The sequence below is a fragment of the Pseudomonas sp. SbOxS1 genome (assembly GCF_013416725.1).
Classification (GTDB): domain Bacteria; phylum Pseudomonadota; class Gammaproteobacteria; order Pseudomonadales; family Pseudomonadaceae; genus Aquipseudomonas.
In genome coordinates, this window is sequence record NZ_JAAVXC010000002.1 from 562,172 (window position 1) to 577,265 (window position 15,094).

Here is a 15,094-nt window from a genome sequence, read left to right on the forward strand (position 1 = left end):
CCTACAGGAAATGCGCCATTTTCGAACCGGCGCTGTACCTGTGGGAGCGAGCCTGCTCGCGAAGGCGATTTATCGGGCGACGTGGCTTTGTTGATATTCCGCCAACGCCGGCAGCAACTGCTTGTCGATGGCCTGGCGCACTGCCGGCAGGATCGTCGCGCTGCTGGTGTACATCTGCTTGACCATGGTGCGCAGCACGATGGCCCGTTCGTTGTTCAAGCCTCGCACGGCAAACTCACAAGCCTGCTCGGCCGTGGCGCCGCTCGGCACTTGGAAGCCCAATGACTTGAGCTGGCCCAACAGGTCTTCCTGGTCTATCAAATCAGCGTGCATCATGACGCGAATCCTTCTTCTGGGAATGGTGTCGTGGCTCGATTCTGGTAGTGGCACGCAGTGGCGGCAAGGGCGATTTGTCGCAATGGCAGCATTGACTATGAACAGGTCGTTTTCGGGCTATAAACCGGCCATGAGAACCGGCACACTGGACCCAGCTTGCTTCACGAGGGTTTGGTCACCTTCCCGCGGCAGCTCCTCAACAGTACCCTCTGCCTCGATCCTGTCACGGCTTGATCGGGGCTTTTTTTATCTGGGTTTTTTGTGTTGTCTGCCCAGGCGCCATCGCGGGCAAGCCTTGCTCCTACAGGGGGCTTGTGTTGTTCACATCATTATCGAACGACGCAAATCCTGTAGGAGCGAGGCTTGCCCGCGAAGAACGATGACGCGGTCTAACGCTGTAGCACCAAAATGCGCGACAACAACTCATCGCGGTCCACATAGCACCCCTGGAAGTGCCGTGCTCCAGTGGCAGGATCAAATGCATTGCGCGCATGCAGCGTACGGCGATTGTCGAAGCACCAGAGTTCACCCGGATTGAGCCTTTGCATCACGCGAAAGCGGTCCTCGCGAGTCATCGCAATGAAGCGGCGATAGGCACGATACAGCCTGGGCATCTGCTCCACCGACGCATCGAACGGCCCGCGCAAAAAGTTCGCCATGCGGATTTCCGACACCTGTCCCAAGGCATTCAGGGCGATGATCGGTGCCAGGCATCGGTAGTCGCTGTGGCGGTCCTTGTTACGGAACTCCACGGGAATCTCGCACAAGCTCTGGAACGCCTCGGGGTCCTCCTGGCGTAACGCCTCGGCGATGGCAAAACCGTCGACGAAAATGCTCTCACCCCCCTCGGCATCGTTGACCAGGCAATGCAGGAATTGCAGCCCCGGTTGCAACTCACGGGTTGGCAGATCGCTGTGCAACGGCAGGTTGAAAGCGGTGTAGGCGTTGCTGTCGGCATCGGCCTTGGATTGCACGTTGAACAGCACGCCGAAATTGCTCTCGCGGATGAAGGAAATGCGCTGGGCGACCAGCTTCAGCGAGCCGGGCTCGGTGGGTACGCCACGGACCTGGGTCAGGCCGGTGTCGCGCACGGCCAGCAGCCATTGCAATAGCGCCTGGTTGTCGTTCATCAGCGCTTGATACTCGAACACCGGCAACTGCAAATCACTGCGCCAAAGCCTGGCTTTGGGCTTGCCTGCGAGGCGCTCGGCGCGGGACTCGTCGTCGTAGGCATGGGCACGCAACCAGCCAGGGTCGAAGCGGCTGAGGTGGCCATTCTGCCACTGCACGTTCAGGCAGCCTTCAGCATCGATACTGGTCTGGACAGGCACCAGGTTTTGCGGCACATCGACGATTTCCAGTACCTGTTCGCGAGTCACCGTGTAGACGCATTGCGGGCACGGGCAATTGTCCCGCAGCCATGGGTGGTGGAAGGGGCTGACGCGGTTGTCGGCCCACTTCACCAGCACACGATCCTCCATGGCCTGCACGCCTGCCAGCGCGCTGATCAACGGATAAGTACGAAAGTCAGCAAAAGCGGCGGCGGTGTTCATGCGATCTCCTTGTTATTTTTTTGGCGGTAATGCGATCACTCGGCCGATGTAGGCGGGGGCGGGCAAGTCGGTCTGCTCGGCGACGATGGCCTGCAGTTTGCCCAGGGTCACTTCGCTGAATGGTGTGGAGCTTGGCCCGGCGAGGTCGACGTGCAGCAACATCTGTTCGTTGCCCGCCAGCTCCTTCGCGTCGCCCACCAAGTGCAGGCTGTGGTAGAGGTGCAGGCGTTTGGCGTCGTGGCCGATGATCTGCGTGTGCACCTCGACTTCGGCGTCGAGCTTCACTTCGTGCAGGTAGTTGAGGTGCAGTTCCAGGGTGAACAGCGAGTGGCCGCTGGCTTCGCGGTTGTTGCTGTCCATGCCGAGGCGGTCCATCAGGGCGTCGGTGGCGTAGCTGAAAATCAGCAGGTAGAACGCGTCGCGCAGGTGGCCGTTGTAGTCGACCCAGTCGGGGATGATGCGTGTTTGGTAGGTGGTGAGTGCGGGCATGATGGCTGATCCAGAACAGAGGGTGATTGGAATGCCGTCATCGCCAGCAGGCTGGCTCCCACATTGGTATGCGTTCTCCTGTGGGAGCCAGCCTGCTGGCGATGGGGCCGGACCTGCGGTCTGATTACTCGCTGAAGGCCATCCCATGCTTCTCCTTGGTGGTCTTCACCGCTTCCAGTACCGCCAGCAGGCAGTCATCACGATAGCGCTCCAGCGCCGAAATGCTGTGTTTGCCCAATTGATCGCTGGTGCCATCCACCACATCGTCGATCAGTTTGTCGGTCAGCTCCGGCGCCGGCAGGTAAGTCCACGGCAACTGCAAGGCCGGGCCAAACTGTGCCATGAAGTGCCGCATACCGGCGTCGCCGCCGGCCAGGGTATAGGTCAGGAATGTGCCCATGAATGACCAGCGCAGGCCCGCGCCAAAACGGATCGCGTCGTCGATTTCGCCGGTCGTCGCTACACCGTCGTTAACCAGGTGCAGCGCCTCGCGCCACAGCGCTTCGAGCAGGCGGTCGGCGATGAAACCTGGCACTTCCTTGCGCACATGCAAGGGGCGCATGCCGAGGGATTCGTAGACTTTCATTGCCGCCTGCACAGCTTCGGGGGCGGTGTTCTTGCCGCCAACCACTTCCACCAGCGGCAACAGGTAAACCGGGTTGAACGGGTGGCCGACCACGCAGCGTTCCGGGTGGGTCGAACTCTCGTAGAACTCGCTTGGCAGCAGGCCGGAGGTGCTGGAGCCGATCAAGGCATTGGGCTTGGCTGCAGCACTGATTTTGCTGTGCAGTTCCAGTTTCAGTTCAAGGCGTTCGGGGGCGCTTTCCTGGATGAAGTCGGCGTCGCGCACGCATTCTTCGATGGTCGCGACAAAGCGCAGGCGATCCTGCGAGGCGCCGGGTGCCAGGCCCTGTTTCTCCAGCGCGCCCCAGGCATTGGCGACGCGTTTGCGCAGGGCGGCTTCGGCACCGGGGGCCGGGTCCCATGCCACCACGTCTAGGCCATGGGCGAGGGCGCGGGATACCCAACCGCTGCCGATGACACCGCTGCCCAGGGCTGCGAAGGTTTTGATTTCGGTGATGAAGGTCATTGTCACATCCTAGAGAGTTCGGTGAATCCCTGTAGGAGCCGGCTTGCCGGCGAAGGCGATTTAAGCACCGCAGAAAATGCGATGGATGTACCGGCCTCTTCGCCGGCAAGCCGGCTCCTACAGTGGTTGGTGTTAGTGGGTTTAACCGCGCTGTTTCAGGCCCATCTTCTTGCGGCCTTCCGCCGGGGTCAGGACCCGGGCGCCGAGGCGGCTGAGGATTTCGCCGGCGCGTTCGACCAGTTGGCCGTTGGTCGCCAGGACGCCCTTGTCCAGCCACAGGTTGTCTTCCAGGCCGACCCGCACGTTACCGCCGAGCAATACCGCCTGAGCAGCCATCGGCATTTGCATGCGGCCGATACCGAAACCGGCCCAGACCGCATCGGCCGGCAGGTTGTCGACCATGGCTTTCATGGTGGTGGTGTCGGCCGGGGCGCCCCACGGGATGCCCAGGCACAGCTGGAACAGCGGGTTATCGAGCAGGCCTTCCTTGATCATCTGCTTGGCGAACCACAGGTGACCGGTGTCGAAAATCTCCAGCTCAGGCTTAACGCCCAGCTCTTGGATGCGCTTGGCGCCAGCACGCAGTTGCGCTGGGGTAGAGACGTAAATGGTGTCGCCATCGCCGAAGTTCAGGGTGCCGCAATCGAGGGTGCAGATTTCCGGCAGCAATTCTTCAACGTGGGCCAAACGGGTCAGCGGACCGACCAGGTCAGTGTTCGGGCCGAACTCCATCGGATTCTCGCCCCCGCCAATTTCCAGGTCGCCGCCCATGCCGGCGGTGAGGTTGACGATGATGTCGACGTCGGCTTCGCGGATGCGCTCCATCACTTCGCGGTACAGCGCCACGTCACGGCTGAACTTGCCGGTTTGCGGGTCGCGAACGTGGCAGTGGACCACGGTGGCGCCGGCCTTCGCGGCTTCCACGGCGGCCGCGGCAATTTGTTTCGGGGTGACCGGCACGTGTGGGCTCTTGGCGGTCGTGTCGCCAGCACCGGTGAGTGCGCAGGTGATGATGACGTCGTGGTTCATTTGGCGGTTTCCTTCAGGCGTGGTGGTCCCATTCGCAGCCCGGTCGGGCTGCGAAGCGGTGGTTCAGTTCAGGGTTACTTGGTGGTCAGCTTCAGGTTTTCAGCCGCCGGTTTGCCATCGAAGGTGGTCACGCCCTCGAGCCAGCGTTGCTTGTCTTGCGGATGATCTTTCAGCCACTGCTTGGCCGATTCGAAGGCGTCCTTGTGATCGAGCAGCGGCTGCATCATCCGGCTCTCGTCTTCGGCAGTGAAGGTCAGGTTGCTCAGCAGGCGACCGATGTTCGGGCACTGCTCGGCGTAGGTCGGCGCGGTGACGGTCCAGACCGTGGCCATGCCTTCGTTCGGGCCCAGGGCGTCTTCACTGCCGGTGAGGTAAGTCATCTGCACGTTGACGTTCATCGGGTGCGGCGCCCAGCCGAAGAACACCACGGCTTCCTTGCGGCGCACAGCACGATCCACCGCGGCGAGCATGCCGGCTTCGCTGGATTCGACCAGCTGGAACTTGCCGAGGCCGAACTGGTTCTTGGCAATCATCGCCTTGATCTGGGTGTTGGCGCCCGAGCCTGGCTCGATGCCATAGATCTTGCCGCCCAGCTCTTTTTCGAACTTGGCGATGTCGGCGAAGGTTTTCAGGCCCTTGTCAGCCAGGTAGGTCGGCACGGCAAGGGTGGCGCGGGCGTCTTTGAGGCTTGGCGCTTCAAGCACCTTGACCTGATTGGCGTCGACGAACGGGGTAATGGTCTGGGTCATCAGCGGGTTCCAGTAACCCAGGAACAGGTCCAGGCGCTGATCGCGGATCCCGGCAAAGATGATCTGCTGGGAAGCGCTGGTTTGTTTGGTGCTGTAGCCGAGGCCGTCGAGCAATACCTGGGTCATCGCACTAGTGGCGATCACGTCGGTCCAGTTCACCACGCCCATGCGCACGTTCTGGCACGACGCAGGTTCGGCGGCCATGACACTGGCGCTCAGCAAAGCGGTACCACTGAGTGCAAGAACACAGCTGCTGATCAGTCGTTTCATTCTCAGGTTCCTCGGCAGTTTCATTATTGTGGGTCCGGTCGTCTGTGCGCCGGTGATGTCACGTTACGCAGCTAATCTGCCATGAAAGCGCACTGCGGCGACCGACTCTTGCACTGCAGCGACCTGTGCTCTTGAATGCCTGATGCAAGTGGCGTATCAACGTCATCACGCTACCCGTCGATCGAGTGCGCTCCATGTCCCAGGATTTCTATTTCTTGTTGATGCCGGGTTTCTCGGCCATTGGATTTATCTCGGCCATCGAGCCGTTGCGGGTCGCCAATCGCTTTCGCGGCGAGCTTTATCGCTGGCACGTGCTGAGCGCCGATGGCGGGGCGGTGCTGGCCAGTAACGGCATGTCGGTCAACGCCGACGCGGCGCTGGAGCCACTGAAAAAAGGCGCGACGCTGCTGGTGGTTGCCGGCTTCGAACCGCTGAAATTCGCCACTCCGGCGCTGGAACACTGGTTGCGTCGCCTGGACAACGAAGGCGTGACCCTAGGCGCCATCGACACCGGCAGCTTCATCCTCGCCGAAGCCGGCCTGCTCGATGGCCATCGCCTGACCCTGCACTGGGAAGCCATCGACGCCTTCAAGGAGTCCTATCCGCAGCTGAGCGTTACTCAAGAGCTGTTCGAAATCGACCGTCGACGCATCACCTCTGCCGGCGGCACTGCTTCGATCGATTTAATGCTGGATCTGATCGCCCAGGCCCATGGCCCGGACCTGGCGATCCAGGTCAGTGAACAGTTCGTACTCGGGCGCATCCGCCCGCGCAAGGACCACCAGCGCATGGAAGTCGCCACTCGCTACGGCATCAGCAACAAGAAGCTTGTGCACGTGATTGGCGAGATGGAGCAGCACAGCGAACCGCCGCTGAGCACGCTGGAACTGGCGGAATCGATCAAGGTGACACGCCGGCAGCTTGAGCGCCTGTTTCGCCTGCATCTGAACGATACGCCGAGCAATTTCTACTTGCGGTTGCGGCTGGAGAAAGCGCGGCAGCTGCTGCGTCAGACCGATATGAGTGTGTTGGAGGTGAGTATTGCGTGCGGGTTTGAATCGCCGTCGTATTTCACCCGCAGTTATCGGGCGAAGTTCGAGCGGTGCCCGAGGGAGGATCGGCGGACCGCCAAAGCATGAGTAACTGAGAACCCTGTAGGAGCGAGCCTGCTCGCGATGGCGGACTGACATTCAACATCTATGTTGACTGATATGGCCTCATCGCGAGCAGGCTCACTCCTACAATTGATCTGTTCTGTCAGGGTGACGGGTTACTTCTTCACCAACGCCGAACAGGCAGCCTTGTACGCCTCATGCTGATACTTGTTCAGCGAGTCCGGCAGCTCAAAACCATGCTTCTTGGCCTGGGCATTGATCGTCTGTGGCGACAACAGCATCACCTCGCAACTCTCCAGCAACTGAAAAACGCCCTCGATCTTGAACGTGGTCGGCCCACCGGCAAATTCGCCTTTCTTGCTGCGTTTCTTGATCGCGATTCGATCTATCGAATTCTCGCGAACAAAGGATGCGACCTGAGCGGCAAACACTTTGACGTTGGCGGCTTCATCGTCATCGTCCAGGGCAATTTTCTTGGTGGCGAGCGCCACGTGGCCCAGAGTGGAACCCTCGAGAGCTGCCACGGCGATGATTGCTTCGCTGCCCTTGATTTCGATGCCGCAGACTTTCATGTTGAATCCCTTTTCTGGCTGAAGGCGTGAAGCTTACAGCTCCAGTTGATTGGCGGTGATGCCAAACGCCGCAGCAATTTTTTCGCGGGTGGCCTTGCGCGGCTTAGCGACGCTTTCCTGCTGGGCGAAGGCTGGTTGGGAGATTCCCATGCGTTTGGCCACTTCATCCTGCGTAAGGTTCAAGTGCTCGCGCCAGGCGCGCACAGGTAACGCACCATCGACAATTCGGCTGACAACTTCGTGAGGGATCATCATGTTTTCCATCCTTTACGTTTACTCCTGCCCAATCAACTCCAAAAACTCCGACCGCTCATCACTCATCCGCGCTACGCAATCATTTTGCGCGATGGTGAATGCCTTGCTGCCGGCGGTGGCCGGGAAGGCTTCGATGGCGCAGTCGGCGTCGCGGGTTTTCAGCCATTGTTGCTGGGCGGCCTTGATCTTGGCGGTGATGTCGGCCAATTGCGACGGGTTCTTGCCGTAGAGCGACTGCATGCGCTCGTTCAGGCTTTTGTAGTTTTCGCTCAGCAAGTCTTCGGCGGTGGTTTTGCTGAAGGCGGAGCATTCCAGGGTCTGGACGTCGTTTTCGACTTTGTCGCAGGGGGTGTCTTCAGACTCCTCGGCGGCGTGTACGCCGGTCGCAATCAGTGCCAAAGCCAGGACGATGAATTTCATGTGGTTGCCGCTCCCATCCAGTGAAGCATCAAGAGATGTGGCGAATTCTGGCCCAAGCGGACAGCCTTGAACAGGTCGGCAATTGTGCCTTGCGACGACCCTTTGTCGCGGATTGACGCTTTCGGCAATTCCCCTGTCGTTTTTGCACCCGGCTGCCTCGCCCCTCAGGCATATGCTGGCCCCAAAGCGCCGGCACACGATTCGGCGCATGAATCGCCAACAAGGGGACAGCCTGATGAGCCCAGCCGAATTGCACGCCGACAGCATCGTTATCGACGGGCTGATTATTGCCAAGTGGAACCGCGAGCTGTTTGAAGACATGCGCAAGGGCGGTCTGACCGCGGCCAACTGCACCGTGTCGGTGTGGGAGGGCTTCCAGGCCACCGTCAACAACATCGCCGCCAGCCAGAAACTGATCCGCGAGAACAGCGACCTGGTGATTCCGGTGCGCACCACCGCCGACATCCGCAAGGCCAAGGAGCAGGGCAAGACCGGCATCCTCTTCGGTTTCCAGAATGCCCATGCGTTTGAAGACCAGATCGGCTATGTCGAAGTGTTCAAGCAACTGGGCGTCGGTATCGTGCAGATGTGCTACAACACCCAGAATCTGGTCGGCACCGGTTGCTACGAGCGTGACGGCGGCCTGTCGGGCTTCGGTCGTGAAATCGTTGCCGAGATGAACCGCGTAGGCGTCATGTGCGACCTGTCCCACGTCGGTTCCAAGACTTCCGAAGAAGTCATCCTCGAATCGAAAAAGCCGGTCTGCTACTCCCACTGCCTGCCGTCGGGCCTCAAGGAGCACCCGCGCAACAAGTCCGATGAAGAGCTGAAGTTCATTGCCGACCACGGCGGCTTCGTCGGTGTGACCATGTTCGCGCCATTCCTGGCCAAGGGAATCGATTCGACCATCGACGACTACGCCGAAGCCATCGAATACACCCTGAACATCGTCGGCGAAGACTCGATCGGTATCGGCACCGACTTCACCCAGGGTCACGGCCAGGACTTCTTCGAGTACCTGACCCACGACAAGGGCTACGCCCGTCGTCTGACCAGCTTCGGCAAGATCATCAACCCACTGGGCATCCGCACCGTCGGCGAGTTCCCGAACCTCACCGAGACCCTGCTTAAGCGCGGCCATTCCGAGCGCGTGGTGCGCAAGATCATGGGCGAGAACTGGGTCAACGTTCTCAAGGATGTCTGGGGCGAGTAAGCCGCAGCTCTTCTGAATCTTTTCCCCCGGCCATCCGCGCCGGGGGCATTACCAAAATTTTTCTGGAGTTAAGTTTCCATGGCCAAGATCGCCCCGCAATTGCCTATCGAAGTCGACAGCGAAACCGGTATCTGGACGTCCGACGCCCTGCCGATGCTGTATGTACCGCGCCATTTCTTCGTCAACAACCACATGGGCATCGAGGAAGTGCTGGGCGCTGAAGCCTATGCCGAGATTCTCTACAAGGCCGGCTACAAGTCCGCCTGGCACTGGTGTGAAAAAGAAGCCGAATGCCATGGCCTGGAAGGCGTCGCCGTGTTCGAGCACTACATGAAGCGCCTGTCGCAGCGCGGCTGGGGCCTGTTCAAGATCCAGGACATCGACCTGGATAAAGGTACCTGCAGCGTCAAGCTGGAACACTCGGCATTCGTCTACGTGTACGGCAAGGTCGGGCGCAAGGTCGACTACATGTTCACCGGTTGGTTTGCCGGCGCGATGGACCAGATCCTCGCCGCTCGTGGCAGCAAGATCCGCACCGTGGCCGAGCAAGTCTACGGTGGCTCCGAAGAGGGCCACGAAGACGGCTTGTTCATCGTCAAGCCGTTGTAAGTCGAGGAACCCGCCATGGCTTTCGAAGCAATGTTCCAGCCGATCCAGATCGGCAAACTGACCATCCGTAACCGCGTGCTCAGCACCGCGCACGCCGAGGTCTATGCGACCGACGGCGGCATGACCACCGACCGGTACGTCAAGTATTACGAAGAGAAGGCCAAGGGCGGGATCGGCCTGGCGATCTGCGGCGGTTCGTCCGTCGTGGCCATCGACAGCCCGCAGGAATGGTGGAGTTCGGTGAACCTGTCCACCGACCGCATCATCCCCCACTTCCAGAATCTGGCCGACGCCATGCACAAGCACGGCGCCAAGATCATGATCCAGATTACCCACATGGGCCGTCGCTCGCGCTGGGACGGCTTCAACTGGCCGACGCTGATGTCGCCGTCGGGCGTGCGTGAGCCGGTGCACCGTGCTACCTGCAAGACCATTGAGCCGGAAGAAATCTGGCGGGTGATCGGCAACTACGCGCAAGCAGCCCGCCGCGCCAAGGCCGGTGGCCTGGACGGTGTCGAACTGTCGGCGGTGCACCAGCACATGATCGACCAGTTCTGGAGCCCGCGGGTCAACAAGCGTACCGACGAATGGGGCGGCACCTTCGAAGGTCGCATGAAATTCGGCCTGGAAGTGTTGAAAGCCGTGCGCGCCGAGGTCGGTGACGATTTCTGCGTGGGCATGCGCATCTGCGGTGATGAGTTCCACCCGGATGGTTTGTCCCATGAGGACATGAAGCAGATCGCCAAGTATTACGACGACACCGGCATGCTCGATTTCATCGGCGTCGTGGGCTCGGGTTGTGACACCCACAACACCTTGGCCAACGTGATTCCGAACATGAGTTATCCACCGGAGCCGTTCCTGCACCTGGCTGCCGGCATCAAGGAAGTGGTCAAGGTTCCGGTGCTGCACGCGCAGAACATCAAGGACCCGAACCAGGCCACCCGTATCCTGGAAGGCGGTTACGTCGACATGGTCGGCATGACCCGCGCGCACATCGCCGACCCGCACCTGATCGCCAAGATCAAGATGGGCCAGATCGACCAGATCAAGCAGTGCGTCGGCGCCAACTACTGCATCGACCGTCAGTACCAAGGCCTGGACGTGCTGTGCATCCAGAACGCCGCGACTTCCCGTGAATACATGGGCCTGCCGCACATCATCGAAAAAACCACCGGCGTGAAACGCAAGGTGGTGGTGGTCGGTGCCGGCCCTGCCGGTATGGAAGCTGCCCGTGTGGCTGCCGAGCGTGGTCACGACGTGACCCTGTTCGAGAAGAAGGAATTCATCGGTGGGCAGATCACCACGGCGTCGAAAGCGCCGCAGCGTGACCAGATCGCCGGTATCACCCGCTGGTACCAGCTGGAACTGGCACGGTTGAAAGTCGACCTGCGCCTGGGCGTGGCGGCCGATGCGCCGACCATCATGGACCTGCGCCCGGATGTGGTGGTGCTGGCAGTCGGCGGTCATCCGTTCATTGAGCAGAACGAGCATTGGGGCGCGGCTGAAGGCCTGGTGGTCAGCAGCTGGGACATCCTCGACGGCAAGGTTGCACCTGCCAAGAACGTGCTGGTCTACGACACCATTTGCGAGTTCACCGGCATGTCGACCGCCGACTTCCTCGCCGACAAGGGCAGCCAGGTTGAGATCGTCACCGACGACATCAAGCCAGGCGTGGCCATCGGCGGTACGTCGTTCCCGACCTACTACCGCAGCATGTACCCGAAAGAAGTGATCATGACCGGCGACATGATGCTGGAGAAGGTCTACCGCGAAGGCGACAAGCTGGTGGCGGTGCTGGAAAACGAATACACCGGCGCCAAAGAGGAGCGGGTGGTAGACCAGGTGGTCATCGAGAACGGCGTGCGTCCGGACGAGGAGATCTACTACGCGATGAAGGAAGGCTCGCGCAACAAGGGCCAGATCGACGTCGAAGCCTTGTTCGCGATCAAGCCGCAGCCATGCCTGGAGCAGAGCGGCGACGGCTACCTGCTGTTCCGCATCGGCGACTGTGTTGCCCAGCGTAACGTGCACGCGGCGATCTACGACGCGCTGCGGTTGTGCAAGGACTTCTAAGCCACAAACTGATCGTTCCCATGCTCCGCGTGGGAACGCATCAATGGACGCTCTGCGTCCGCTCTTGGGACGCAGAGCGTCCCGGGCTGCATTCCCACGCAGAGCGTGGGAACGATCACTGACCCCGCGGTCTTTGGGAGCTCCACCATGTTGAACACCCTTCTTCCAATCCTGTTGTTCGCTGCCCTGGGCCTCGCGGTTCTGGGCGCGTTGCGGCGGGTAGCCATGTGGCGCCGGGGCCGGGCCTCGAAGGTCGATCTGATCGGCGGCCTGTTTGCCATGCCCAAGCGCTACATGGTCGACCTGCACCACGTGGTGGCGCGGGACAAATACATTGCCAACACCCACGTCGCCACGGCCGGCGGCGCGGTAGCGTCCATCGTGCTGGCGATCCTGGTGCATGGTTTCGGCCTGCATAACCGCATTCTGGGTTATGCGCTGCTGTTGATGTCGGCGGTGATGTTCGTCGGCGCGGTCTTTGTCTACCTGCGGCGGCGCAACCCGCCGGCGCGCCTGTCGAAAGGCCCGTGGATGCGCCTGCCGAAAAGCCTGATGGCGTTCTCGGTGTCGTTCTTCCTGGTGACCCTGCCGGTGGCCGGCATCCTGCCGGAGAACTTCGGTGGCTGGCTGTTGGCGGCGATCCTGGGGGTTGGCGTGCTGTGGGGCGTGTCCGAGCTGTTCTTCGGCATGACCTGGGGCGGGCCGATGAAGCATGCCTTCGCCGGTGCCCTGCACCTGGCCTGGCACCGTCGCGCCGAGCGTTTTGGCGGCGGTCGTTCCACCGGCTTGAAACCGCTGGATCTGGAAGATCCGGCCGCACCACTGGGCGTGGAAAAACCCAAGGACTTCACCTGGAACCAGTTGCTCGGCTTCGACGCCTGCGTGCAGTGCGGTAAATGTGAAGCGGCGTGCCCGGCCTTCGCTGCCGGCCAGCCGCTGAACCCGAAAAAACTGATCCAGGACATGGTCGTCGGCCTGGCTGGCGGCACCGATGCCAAGTTTGCCGGCAGCCCGTATCCGGGCAAGCCGATTGGCGAACACGCCGGTAATCCGCATCAACCGATCGTCAACGGTCTGGTGGACGCCGAAACCCTGTGGTCGTGCACCACCTGCCGTGCCTGCGTCGAGGAATGCCCGATGATGATCGAGCACGTCGATGCCATCGTCGACATGCGTCGTCATCTGACCCTGGAAAAAGGCGCGACCCCGAACAAGGGTGCCGAAGTCCTGGAAAACCTGATCGCCACCGACAACCCGGGCGGTTTTGCACCGGGCGGCCGGATGAACTGGGCGGCGGACTTGAACCTCAATCTGATGAGCGAGAAGAAGTCCACCGACGTGCTGTTCTGGGTCGGCGACGGTGCCTTCGACATGCGCAACCAGCGCACCTTGCGCGCCTTCGTCAAAGTGCTGAAAGCGGCAAAAATCGACTTCGCCGTACTCGGCCTCGAAGAGCGCGACAGCGGTGACGTGGCCCGACGCCTGGGCGACGAGGCGACCTTCCAGTTGCTGGCCAAACGCAACATCCAGACCCTGGCCAAGTACAGCTTCAACCGCATCGTCACGTGCGATCCGCATAGCTTCCACGTGCTGAAAAACGAATATGGCGCTTTCGATGGCAACTACCTGGTGCAGCACCACAGCACCTACATGGCGGAAATCATCGACGCGGGCGCGCTGAACCTCGGTCAGCACAAAGGCGACAGCGTGACCTATCACGACCCGTGCTACCTCGGTCGCTACAACGGCGAATACGAGGCACCGCGTCAGGTCCTGCGTGCGCTGGGTATCGAGGTCAAGGAAATGCAACGCTCCGGTTTCCGTTCGCGCTGCTGCGGCGGTGGCGGCGGTGCGCCGATCACCGACATTCCGGGCAAGCAGCGTATCCCCGACATGCGCATGGAAGATATCCGCGAGACGGGCGCCGAACTGGTGGCCGTGGGCTGCCCGCAGTGCACCGCGATGCTCGAAGGTGTGGTCGAACCACGACCGCTGATCAAGGACATTGCCGAACTGGTGGCCGACGCGCTCCTGGAAGATGAGGCCCCAAAGTCGGCGACACCGACCAAACGTGAACCCGCGGAGGTGCACTGATGAGCGACATTATCCGCCGCGACCCCCGTGCCGAATGGATCGCCCGCAACCGCCTGCACCCGTTGCACGCAGCCATGCAACCGGCGCAACACAGCTGGATGGGGCCTAACGGCGTCATTCGCAAGAACCCGCACGGCATCGGTTTCATCGGCCCCAACGGCATCAAGCGCATCGATCGCAGCGGCGCTCAACAGGGCGGGGCGACCAAACGCTCGGCCGCCGTTGAAGTGCAATTGCCGCTGCATCAGGTGCCTGCGCCGGCGTTCTACATCTGCGTGGTGCCGGACATGGTCGGCGGCCGCTTGAGCAGCCACGACAAGGACTTGCTGGGCCTGGCCCATCAACTGGCCGGCAGCGACGGCGCGGTATTGGCCGTGGTCTTCGGCGAACACAAGGAAAACGCGTTTTCCACAGCCGGCGTCGATCGCTTGCTGGTGCTCGAAGGCGACGAGTTCAGTGGTTATGCACCGGAACAACGGGTCCAGGGCCTGCGGGCTGTGGATAACCAGTTCAGCCCGCGTCACTGGCTGCTGCCGGACAGTCGCAGTGGTGGCGGCGAATTGGGTCGACGCTTTGCCGCGGCCCTGGGCGAACGCCCGGCCACGCGGGTCTGGCAGGTCAAGGATCAGGAGTGCATCGGCCGTGCCGGTGCCGGTTTGCAAGACCTGGCGCGTCCGGTTGCGCGGTTGATCCTGGCCGCCGTCGAATGCGCCGAACCGGTCAGCGAAACCCGTCACGAAGTCTTGCCGGTGGAGTTATCCACAGCCATCGCCCGCAGTCTCTCGCGCATCGAGGACCTGGGGGCGGTGGCGGTGGACCCGGCAGCGATTCCCATGGCCGAGGCCGAATTCATTTTCTCCGGCGGTAACGGGGTCAAGGATTGGAACTTGTTCCACCAGACCGCCGCGGCCCTTGGCGCCACCGAAGGCGCCTCGCGGGTGGCGGTGGACGATGGCTTCATGGCCCGCGACCGCCAGGTCGGTGCGTCCGGGACCTGGGTCACGGCACGGGTCTACGTGGCGGTGGGGATTTCCGGGGCGATCCAGCACCTGCAGGGCATCGGTGCCTGCGACAAGGTGGTGGCGATCAACCTCGACCCGGGCTGCGACATGATCAAACGGGCCGACCTGTCGGTAATCGGCGAGAGCGCCGAGATTCTTCGGGCCTTGATCGCGGCGGTAGAAGCCTACCGCAACGACGCCAAGCGCGATGCGGCTTAAGGGA

Annotated in this window: 14 protein-coding genes and 1 pseudogene; 6 read left to right on the top strand and 9 right to left on the bottom strand. The window is 61.5% G+C overall.

From position 1 onward, the window contains the following. Positions 1-69: 69 nt before the first annotated feature. From HFK74_RS03515 to HFK74_RS03540, 6 genes are all read right to left on the bottom strand, one after another. Positions 70-336, bottom strand: a complete 267-nt coding sequence (locus HFK74_RS03515; RefSeq protein WP_008057089.1) for a hypothetical protein — start codon at positions 334-336, stop codon at positions 70-72. A gap of 389 nt (positions 337-725) precedes the next feature. Next, positions 726-1,889 (bottom strand): gamma-butyrobetaine dioxygenase, encoded by a 1,164-nt coding sequence (locus tag HFK74_RS03520; protein WP_180202357.1) that lies wholly within the window; start codon positions 1,887-1,889, stop codon positions 726-728. Between the two features lie 12 nt (positions 1,890-1,901). Further along, on the bottom strand, positions 1,902-2,378 hold the full coding sequence (locus HFK74_RS03525; RefSeq protein WP_180202358.1) for a thioesterase family protein: 477 nt from the start codon (positions 2,376-2,378) through the stop codon (positions 1,902-1,904). Between the two features lie 124 nt (positions 2,379-2,502). After that, positions 2,503-3,468 (bottom strand): L-carnitine dehydrogenase, encoded by a 966-nt coding sequence (locus HFK74_RS03530; protein ID WP_180202359.1) that lies wholly within the window; start codon positions 3,466-3,468, stop codon positions 2,503-2,505. Positions 3,469-3,609: 141 nt separating this feature from the next. Beyond that, a complete protein-coding gene (locus HFK74_RS03535) occupies positions 3,610-4,497 on the bottom strand; it encodes a 3-keto-5-aminohexanoate cleavage protein (RefSeq protein WP_180202360.1) in 888 nt (295 codons plus the stop codon). A gap of 74 nt (positions 4,498-4,571) precedes the next feature. Beyond that, positions 4,572-5,516, bottom strand: a complete 945-nt coding sequence (locus HFK74_RS03540) for a choline ABC transporter substrate-binding protein (RefSeq protein ID WP_180202361.1) — start codon at positions 5,514-5,516, stop codon at positions 4,572-4,574. A gap of 194 nt (positions 5,517-5,710) precedes the next feature. Between HFK74_RS03540 and HFK74_RS03545 the strand changes: the two genes are divergently transcribed. Continuing rightward, positions 5,711-6,655 (top strand): GlxA family transcriptional regulator, encoded by a 945-nt coding sequence (locus tag HFK74_RS03545; RefSeq protein ID WP_180202362.1) that lies wholly within the window; start codon positions 5,711-5,713, stop codon positions 6,653-6,655. Between the two features lie 131 nt (positions 6,656-6,786). Here HFK74_RS03545 and HFK74_RS03550 read toward each other — a convergent pair whose 3' ends face one another. The 3 genes and pseudogenes from HFK74_RS03550 to HFK74_RS03560 form a co-directional block, all read right to left on the bottom strand. Further along, positions 6,787-7,203 (bottom strand): DUF3010 family protein, encoded by a 417-nt coding sequence (locus tag HFK74_RS03550; protein ID WP_180202363.1) that lies wholly within the window; start codon positions 7,201-7,203, stop codon positions 6,787-6,789. 33 nt (positions 7,204-7,236) lie between these two features. Beyond that, positions 7,237-7,470, bottom strand: a pseudogene (locus HFK74_RS03555) (helix-turn-helix domain-containing protein); the annotation flags it as partial. Positions 7,471-7,476: 6 nt separating this feature from the next. Next, positions 7,477-7,878, bottom strand: coding sequence for a lysozyme inhibitor LprI family protein (locus HFK74_RS03560; protein ID WP_180202365.1), 402 nt, complete (start codon positions 7,876-7,878; stop codon positions 7,477-7,479). A 235-nt stretch (positions 7,879-8,113) separates the two neighbouring features. Here HFK74_RS03560 and HFK74_RS03565 point away from each other — a divergent pair, with 235 nt between their 5' ends. The 5 genes from HFK74_RS03565 to HFK74_RS03585 all read left to right on the top strand — a co-directional run bounded on the left by HFK74_RS03565 (position 8,114) and on the right by HFK74_RS03585 (position 15,090). Next, positions 8,114-9,091, top strand: a complete 978-nt coding sequence (locus HFK74_RS03565) for a dipeptidase (protein WP_008019494.1) — start codon at positions 8,114-8,116, stop codon at positions 9,089-9,091. Between the two features lie 78 nt (positions 9,092-9,169). Next, a complete protein-coding gene (locus tag HFK74_RS03570; RefSeq protein WP_180202366.1) occupies positions 9,170-9,700 on the top strand; it encodes a DUF5943 domain-containing protein in 531 nt (176 codons plus the stop codon). Between the two features lie 15 nt (positions 9,701-9,715). After that, positions 9,716-11,776, top strand: coding sequence for a dimethylglycine demethylation protein DgcA (gene dgcA / locus HFK74_RS03575; protein ID WP_180202367.1), 2,061 nt, complete (start codon positions 9,716-9,718; stop codon positions 11,774-11,776). 147 nt (positions 11,777-11,923) lie between these two features. Further along, entirely contained in the window at positions 11,924-13,870 is a 1,947-nt protein-coding gene (gene dgcB, locus HFK74_RS03580) for a dimethylglycine demethylation protein DgcB (protein ID WP_180202368.1), read from the top strand. Then, positions 13,870-15,090 carry an electron transfer flavoprotein subunit alpha/FixB family protein gene (locus HFK74_RS03585; protein WP_180202369.1) on the top strand — a complete coding sequence of 407 codons (1,221 nt, stop codon included), beginning with the start codon at positions 13,870-13,872 and terminating at the stop codon, positions 15,088-15,090. The genes dgcB and HFK74_RS03585 overlap by 1 nt, the downstream gene beginning before the upstream one ends. Positions 15,091-15,094 lie beyond the last annotated feature (4 nt).

What these genes read in the sequence shown, in the direction of transcription:
- HFK74_RS03545 (WP_180202362.1), top strand. Translation starts at nt 5,711, where the DNA reads ATGTCCCAGGATTTCTATTTCTTGTTGATGCCGGGTTTCTCGGCCATT.
- HFK74_RS03525 (WP_180202358.1), bottom strand. Translation starts at nt 2,378, where the DNA reads ATGCCCGCACTCACCACCTACCAAACACGCATCATCCCCGACTGGGTC.
- dgcA (WP_180202367.1), top strand. Translation starts at nt 9,716, where the DNA reads ATGGCTTTCGAAGCAATGTTCCAGCCGATCCAGATCGGCAAACTGACC.
- HFK74_RS03535 (WP_180202360.1), bottom strand. Translation starts at nt 4,497, where the DNA reads ATGAACCACGACGTCATCATCACCTGCGCACTCACCGGTGCTGGCGAC.
- HFK74_RS03550 (WP_180202363.1), bottom strand. Translation starts at nt 7,203, where the DNA reads ATGAAAGTCTGCGGCATCGAAATCAAGGGCAGCGAAGCAATCATCGCC.
- HFK74_RS03570 (WP_180202366.1), top strand. Translation starts at nt 9,170, where the DNA reads ATGGCCAAGATCGCCCCGCAATTGCCTATCGAAGTCGACAGCGAAACC.
- HFK74_RS03585 (WP_180202369.1), top strand. Translation starts at nt 13,870, where the DNA reads ATGAGCGACATTATCCGCCGCGACCCCCGTGCCGAATGGATCGCCCGC.
- HFK74_RS03520 (WP_180202357.1), bottom strand. Translation starts at nt 1,889, where the DNA reads ATGAACACCGCCGCCGCTTTTGCTGACTTTCGTACTTATCCGTTGATC.
- HFK74_RS03530 (WP_180202359.1), bottom strand. Translation starts at nt 3,468, where the DNA reads ATGACCTTCATCACCGAAATCAAAACCTTCGCAGCCCTGGGCAGCGGT.
- dgcB (WP_180202368.1), top strand. Translation starts at nt 11,924, where the DNA reads ATGTTGAACACCCTTCTTCCAATCCTGTTGTTCGCTGCCCTGGGCCTC.
- HFK74_RS03515 (WP_008057089.1), bottom strand. Translation starts at nt 336, where the DNA reads ATGATGCACGCTGATTTGATAGACCAGGAAGACCTGTTGGGCCAGCTC.
- HFK74_RS03565 (WP_008019494.1), top strand. Translation starts at nt 8,114, where the DNA reads ATGAGCCCAGCCGAATTGCACGCCGACAGCATCGTTATCGACGGGCTG.
- HFK74_RS03540 (WP_180202361.1), bottom strand. Translation starts at nt 5,516, where the DNA reads ATGAAACGACTGATCAGCAGCTGTGTTCTTGCACTCAGTGGTACCGCT.
- HFK74_RS03560 (WP_180202365.1), bottom strand. Translation starts at nt 7,878, where the DNA reads ATGAAATTCATCGTCCTGGCTTTGGCACTGATTGCGACCGGCGTACAC.